The 6,823-nt window shown below is 60.0% G+C and carries 8 protein-coding genes; 3 read left to right on the plus strand and 5 right to left on the minus strand.

What is annotated here, in order from left to right; genetic code table 11:
* Positions 1–63 precede the first annotated feature (63 nt).
* On the minus strand, positions 64–861 hold the full coding sequence (locus P792_RS35285; protein WP_031241746.1) for an ABC transporter permease: 798 nt from the start codon (positions 859–861) through the stop codon (positions 64–66).
* Positions 862–1,106: 245 nt separating this feature from the next.
* Here P792_RS35285 and P792_RS35290 point away from each other — a divergent pair, with 245 nt between their 5' ends.
* From P792_RS35290 to P792_RS35300, 3 genes are read left to right on the plus strand one after another with little or no spacing between them, the layout of a single operon-like run.
* Positions 1,107–2,447, plus strand: coding sequence for a lytic transglycosylase domain-containing protein (locus tag P792_RS35290; protein WP_031241748.1), 1,341 nt, complete (start codon positions 1,107–1,109; stop codon positions 2,445–2,447).
* Between the two features lie 22 nt (positions 2,448–2,469).
* Complete coding sequence (locus P792_RS35295) at positions 2,470–3,036, plus strand: peroxiredoxin (protein ID WP_023980000.1); 567 nt, start codon at positions 2,470–2,472, stop codon at positions 3,034–3,036.
* 39 nt (positions 3,037–3,075) lie between these two features.
* The gene (locus P792_RS35300) at positions 3,076–3,663 is read left to right on the plus strand and encodes a DUF1643 domain-containing protein (RefSeq protein WP_023980001.1); all 588 of its coding nucleotides are present in this window, start codon (positions 3,076–3,078) and stop codon (positions 3,661–3,663) included.
* Positions 3,664–3,744: 81 nt separating this feature from the next.
* Here P792_RS35300 and P792_RS35305 read toward each other — a convergent pair whose 3' ends face one another.
* From P792_RS35305 to P792_RS0120480, 4 genes are all read right to left on the minus strand, one after another.
* Positions 3,745–4,461 carry a POTRA domain-containing protein gene (locus P792_RS35305; RefSeq protein ID WP_023980002.1) on the minus strand — a complete coding sequence of 239 codons (717 nt, stop codon included), beginning with the start codon at positions 4,459–4,461 and terminating at the stop codon, positions 3,745–3,747.
* Positions 4,462–4,786: 325 nt separating this feature from the next.
* Positions 4,787–6,319 carry a peptide MFS transporter gene (locus P792_RS35310; protein ID WP_023980003.1) on the minus strand — a complete coding sequence of 511 codons (1,533 nt, stop codon included), beginning with the start codon at positions 6,317–6,319 and terminating at the stop codon, positions 4,787–4,789.
* A gap of 68 nt (positions 6,320–6,387) precedes the next feature.
* The gene (locus P792_RS37860) at positions 6,388–6,531 is read right to left on the minus strand and encodes a hypothetical protein (RefSeq protein WP_023980004.1); all 144 of its coding nucleotides are present in this window, start codon (positions 6,529–6,531) and stop codon (positions 6,388–6,390) included.
* Positions 6,532–6,536: 5 nt separating this feature from the next.
* The coding region (locus tag P792_RS0120480) for a DnaJ C-terminal domain-containing protein (RefSeq protein ID WP_031241753.1) at positions 6,537–6,823 on the minus strand (287 nt) is incomplete at its 5' end.

Here is a 6,823-nt window from a genome sequence, read left to right on the forward strand (position 1 = left end):
CGCTCCCATGAAACATGGGATAAATCAGGGAGTAATCCCGAAGGGTAATGGAGGCCATCGTCTTTACACCCAGAACGCAAGGCGCTCACGGGTTCTGACAAAGGTCAGAAAGCCCAGTACGCACCATACGAGACTGACACAACAGGAGACCGCGATGACGCTGAGGCTGGGTAAATGGCCCAGTATGGGCCCCCGAACCAGCTCCATCATGTCATAGAACGGGTTGAACACGAGATACCGGCCACGTGGGCCAAGCTGGGCTGGTTGCCAGATGATCGGTGTCACGTAGAAGGCAATCTGCATCAAGGCCCCGATCACGGAGGTGATATCACGGAACCGGGCGCAGAAAGGCCCTAGCAGCAGGCAGGCCGCATAACCGTTCAGCGCCCACAGAACGAGGCCCGGCAAGGCCGCAACGCTGATGATTCCCGGCCAGACACCATAGAGAACAAAGACGCCAATGGGGACAATGATACTGTGACCAAACACGATCAGGTTGCGCACCAGCAGCCTGATGGCATGAAGGGTGTAGGGCAGTTTCATTGCATGGATCGTCCCTTCCGCCTCAACGAAGCAGGTACAGGATTCCGTTAGCAGACTGGCGATCCCGACCTGCCAGAGCGCCATGGAAAGCGAGAGGTAGGGCAGATAATCGCGAAGCACCATATGGAAGAGGCGCGCATAGATCACACCCATCGAGGCGATCATGACAAGCGCAGAGAGCGTGAGCCAGAATGGCCCCAGTACCGAACCGCGATAACGCAGGCGAATATCAGTCCAGCCCAGCGTGGCGCCTAAGCGCCACATATGCAGCCCTGAGACGATATCATTCCATGCGAGGGCATAACGACTCTTGCTCATGTCTCTCCGGGGAGTGCTGACAGTCTCGTGTGGGACAGGCGCCTGAAAACACCCCAGGCACAGGACAATTCGCGTAGCTGATAAGGTTCTTTTCCGCAACCGGGACACAATGTTGCCAGCGAAATCACTCGCCACCCTATCATCTCGTGATTTTAGGCTTTCTTTCTCTTGATCGGCTCCGTAGTTTTGCCTCAATCCTGCCCCATATTACGGATCACGCTCGGTTGCATCAGGTGAAATCCATCATGGCTCCTCCCCGTCATTCGACTTTCCAGACCGGACAGCAAGAAGCCGGCCGGTCCCGTCTTGCGGGGGCACCGCCCAAACGTCTCCTGCTGATCACAGGAATGACAGCCCTGCTCTCCGCCTGCGCCAGCACCCCGCAGCGCCCTCAGGTACCGGTTGCACAGGAAGCCGCCCATTACCGCGAGCACGCCAAATCCTACTACGCTCCGCCCGGTCCGGCAGATGACCCATGGGGACCGTATATCGAGGAGGCATCGCAGCGTTTTGACGTCCCGAGCACCTGGATTCGCTCCGTCATGATGCAGGAATCGGGAGGCAGACTGTACGATCGCAACGGCCAGTTCACGACGTCGGCACCGGGTGCGATGGGGCTGATGCAGCTCATGCCGCCCACCTATGACGATATGCGCATGCAGTACAGCCTCGGCGATGACGCTTATGACCCGCATGACAACATCATGGCGGGCACAGCCTATATCCGGCAGATGTACGACATCTATGGCTCTCCGGGCTTCCTCGCTGCCTATAATGACGGTCCCGGCAGTCTCGACTCTTATCTTCGCCGGGGCCGCGCCCTGCCGCGCGAAACCCGCCGCTATGTTGCTCATGTCGGGCCGCAGATCGCAGGGATCTGGCCGCGCAATCGCTCGGCTGCCGATCTGCTGGTAGCCCAGCACGACCCCTCGGCGGCGACGATGGTGGCCCAGAATGACAGTGAAACGGCAACTGTCCGGGCAGCATGGCGACATCAGGCGCAGGCAGCCACTTACAGTGCCGACCAGCAGGACATGCAGGTGGCAGAAGCCCCTGCGCCCGCGTCGAACCGCGCTTCCGTCAGTTCGGCCTGGGCTGCACGCGGTATCGTGGCGACTCCCGCCCCGGTCCAGATGGCAAGCCTGACAAGTTCGGCATCGGATTCGTCCTCGGACTCGCCGACCGATAATGTGGCGCAGGCCTGGGCGGGACGGGCACCTGTACAGCCTATCCCGGTCGGACGGCGTCTTTCTGCCGAGCCGGTACTGGCTGTCATGACGCCGCGCCCCGCTCGCCAGACAGCCCCATCCCGCGCGGCTACGGCCATCACACCCAGCAACTGGGCTATTCAGGTGGGCGCCTATAATTCTGCCGTGCAGGCTACACGCGCCGTGGCTCAAGCCCAGAATCATGGCGGAACTTCGCTTTCCGGCGCGCGTAGTCAGGTTTCCACGGTGCAGTCGGGCCGGGCGCATCTGTATCGGGCGCGTCTGGTCAATCTCTCCCATGACAATGCCGTGGCCGCCTGCCGGAAAATGGGCCGCGACACACCCTGCGTCGTCGTCTCTCCGGGATCATCATTCTGACCCAGCTCCCTGTGGAGACATCATGAAACGCTGCTTTATCCCCGTTTCCGCCGCTCTCCTGTCACTCTCGTTAGCAGCGGCGGTCCCCTCGGCACACGCTGCGCTTAAGCAAGGGGGTGAAGCACCGGATTTCACGCTTCCCGCCACGCAGAATGGGCAGGAAACCAGCTTTACGCTGCACGACGCCCTCAAGAACGGCCCCGTGGTGCTTTACTTCTACCCGGCGGCCTTCACCAAGGGCTGCACGGCCGAGGCGCATGGTTTTGCGGACGCCATGCCCCAGTTCAAGGCGCTTGGCGCCAGTGTCATCGGCGTGTCGATGGACAACATCCACAAACTGGATGATTTCTCAGTCAGCCAGATCAAGGGACAGTTCCCCGTAGCGTCCGATACCGATGGCAAGGTCACGCGCCTGTATGATGCCAAGATGCCTATGCTCGATATTGCGCAGCGGATTACCTATGTGATCGCGCCTGAAGGGCAGATTATCGACACAATCAGCACGGACTCTCCGGGCAATCATGTCAGCAAGGCGCTGGCAGCGCTGAAGAGTTTCAAAGCTGATACCATGAAGAACCGCCGCAAATAGGGATTGGGCCACGCGCCGTGACGGGTGGCCACTTCATTCATGACTTCATCAGACAAGACCCACCATGTTGGTGCCTCACGTCCCCTGCGTCTTCAGGATGACGTGAAAAGCACCGCTCTCTACGATGGCCCCGGTGACTGCTACCGCTACCGCCTGCACAGGGTATGGGCGTCGGAAAAGCGCAGCATCATGTGGCTAATGATGAATCCGTCTGTTGCCACCGAGTATGGCGATGACCGGACCGTTGCCAAATGCCAGCGCTACGCCCGCGAGTGGGGGTATGGGGCGATGTTTGTCGGCAACAGCTTTGGCTATCGCTGCACGGACCAGAAGCGTCTGCTTGAAGTCGAGGACCCTGTGGGGCCAGGCAATAATGCGGCATTGCTCGATATGGCGCGGCAGGCCGACAAGGTGATACTGGCCTATGGCTCACCCACCCACCCTTCATTACGGGCACGCGGCAACCATGTCGCGCAGACCCTGCACGCCGCCGGGATCCCACTGTTCGTTCTAAGGCTGAGCAAGGGAGGCCGACCCGAGCACCCCCTCTACCTTCCGTCTGCCCTGACACCAGTCCGGCTGGACGAAGCCTTCTTCAAGGCGCTGGATGGTCAGCCCGCCCCTTGACGGGAAGGGTCGGGCGATCCGGCAGGCAGGGTACCGCGGCACCCTGCGCCGGTTGATAGCGAGAGACGATATCGGACCGCCTTACTTCTCGGTGATCTGATAGGTCAGCACGACATGGTTGTCGTGATTGGGCTGGGTGGCGACTGGCTGGATCTGCACGCCCAGATCATGCTTCTGATAGACCTTCTGGATAGCTTGCGTATCAGCGGTTGCGGCTTCTGCCGTCACAGTGGCACCGGGACGCAGCTTCGTCACAGCTTCAAGTTCGGCGGTCGGCACTTTCTTGTTGCCGACAAACTCGACCTTGTCGAGCACGAACGGCGCGGGGGCTGCGGCGGCCTGCGGTGCCTGCTCTTCGATCACGAGATAGAACTGCACCGTGTTTTTGACAAAGCGCTCCTTCTCGCTGAACTTGGCGCCCATGTTCTTGGCCTTGTAGAGATCCGCCACTTTCTGCACGCCTGCATCGAGCTGATCGCGCGTGACGGTATCACCCACATGATAGGGAAGTGCGGCCATGATTTCGTCAGTCGAGACGGCCTTGTTGCCCTCAACCTTGAGAATCTTGAGCGTCAGCGGTGCGTCGGCAGCCGGGGCACTGGCAGCCAATGCCGGTGAAACGAGCCCTGTGACGGGCAGGCAGGGCAGAGCTGCCGTACCGGCCATGAGAGCAAGACCGGCGAGAGCGAGACGGGAGTTCGGCTTCATGTTGTCGTCCTTCTGAACAGGGTCATTCTGAACGGCAGGATCATAGGCATCATGCGAAGCAATTGGCAAAACCCGAGCATGCGGTGCCATTCTGCTTCTCATCGTTCAGGGATATCAGGATGTTGGAAACAGGCCTGAAGCAGGTTGCCGGGTCAGCGCTCGACCTCTTACGCGCCGGAGGCGGCGTATCGAGAGCAAGGGGCGCTTGCAAGAAATGCCTGCTCTCAAAAGCATTAGAACGGCACGTATCGGCCTTGAACCTTTAGCTGGGAAACAGAGAAGCGCCTCTGCCGGGGAGTAGAAACGATACGCCGCGGCAAAGCATCAAATGCTCCTGCCGTCCCCTGCGACCTGCAAAACATGAGTACAGATGCGGGTCGAGGCGGCTCAGAGAGACCGCCCCGACCCAGGAAGACTAGCCTTCCATTTCGGCAGGCATGGCGGGGCGGGCATCAGGATTGGCGTGCAGTCCTGTCGCCAGAACATGCTCACGATCCCAGCGCTTCGCCAGCGGCAAGAGGCATACGAGAACACCTGTCAGGATCAACCCTGCCACGAACAAATCGCGGAAGAGAGGCACATAGAGTGCCGCCGCTGCAGCGCCCGTTGCCGGTGTACCTGTGGCCGCAGCGAAATTGGCAACCAGACTGCCGGCGTACATGGCCACGCCCCATAGCAGATAGAGCGACCCCATCATGAAGCCGCTGCTTTCGGGCAAGGTGTAGCGAGCGATAATCGCCAGCCCTAGCGCCATGGTCAGAAGCTCGGCAATCGAGATCAGACCGTAACCCAGAACCATGACCCAAGCCGAAACCAGAGGCTGGGCATGAGAAGCGGCAATCCACCAGATGAGGAAGCCCAGCGTCACGAGGCCGAAGCCAAGCACCATCTTGTGCGCAAGGGACAGGTCGCGCCCCTGACGGGCCAGACGGTTATACAGCGCTGCCAGAACCGGGCTCGCCAGCATGATCCAGATCGGATTGAGCGCCTGAAACTGGCCCGCGCTGAGATGCACCAGGGTGACGCCACCGATACGAAGATCACCATCGACAGCACGCAGCGCAAAAAGCGTAAGCGATGTCATCATCTGCTGATAGAAAATCAGATAGGCCATGCTCTCCAGACAGAGCAGGAAAGTCAGGCGCAAACCGGGTCGGGCTGCATTGCCCGAGCGCCAGTAGAGACGCCCCCACAGGAAGGCGATGGCCGCCGTGGCACACCAGACGCAGAGCCGTGCGATCCCGGGGCTGGCGATGATGCCTGTCAGCACAAGTACGGTCAGTACAAAGCCGCCAAACACGGTCAGAAACGGTTTCAACTGGAAAGGCCCCTGATCCAGCGCTGAGCCAGCGTGATGGATCCAGCGTCGACGCCAGAAATAATAGGCCAGACCCACGACAAGCCCGCCCGAACAGGTCAGGAAGGCGCTTGCAGGTCCATAGCGATCCTGCAGCAGCGGGGTGATGAGCATTGAGACGGTCGAGCCCACATTGACCGACATGTAATAGATGGTGAACGCGGCATCGAGCGCAGCGTCGTCACCTTCATAAATGCGACGTACCAGATTGGCCGCATTGGGCTTGAACAGGCCATTCCCTGCCGAGATCAGGGCCATGGCGAAAAACAGCAATGAACGATGCTGGTCAGCAAGCGCAAGCGCCGCATAACCAAAGACCAGCGCAAACGCACCCATCAGCATGGTGCGCCTCGGGCCGAGGATGCGATCGCCGGCATAGCCACCAAGAACCGGGGTAATGTAGGTAAGACCAACAAAGGCGGCGATCATGACATTGGCTGCCACGTCGCTCAGCCCCAGACGCTGAACCAGATAGAGCGTCAGTACGGCCTGCATGCCGTAATAGCCAAAACGTTCCCAGAGTTCGATCGCGAAGACGACCGAGAAGGCCTGTCGTCGCGTCGGAAGCTCTGTAAGAGAGGATGCGCTCATGAGGGGGGTCCGGGTCAAGAAATCAGATCAGTGGACCCGAGATATCACACTCCCCCGTGATGGAAAGACTAAAGTCCGGCCCAGATCCCCGAGATCCTCATGCCACCATAGCAGAAAACCACGAGCAATGCGGTGGAAAGAAGGGCGACAATGGCCCCCATCACCTCACGGGTGAAGATCAGCTTCCAGTCGAAAAAACCGGGCCTCGCCACCGTTATCAGGCCTCCTCAGCCTGCTGCGCGCGCTGCTCGGCAAAGAACGCTTCGAGCTTGGGATCGACGTCACCAATCCTGACCTGAAGGGTGACGTACAGGTTTCCTGCCTTGTGCTGGCCGTGCTCGGCGACACCACGGCCACCCAGCCGCAGCACCGTACCGGTATCGGAATGAGGAGGCACCTTCATGGTCACCTGCCCCTTGGGCGTCGGGATCACGATCTTGCCGCCAAGAATGGCTGTTTCCAGATCAACCGGCACATTTGCCCTGAGATCGCGGCCATCGCGGG

Origin of the sequence: Asaia sp. SF2.1 (assembly GCF_000505765.1) — a bacterium.
In the GTDB taxonomy this organism is placed as follows: Bacteria; Pseudomonadota; Alphaproteobacteria; order Acetobacterales; family Acetobacteraceae; genus Asaia; species Asaia bogorensis.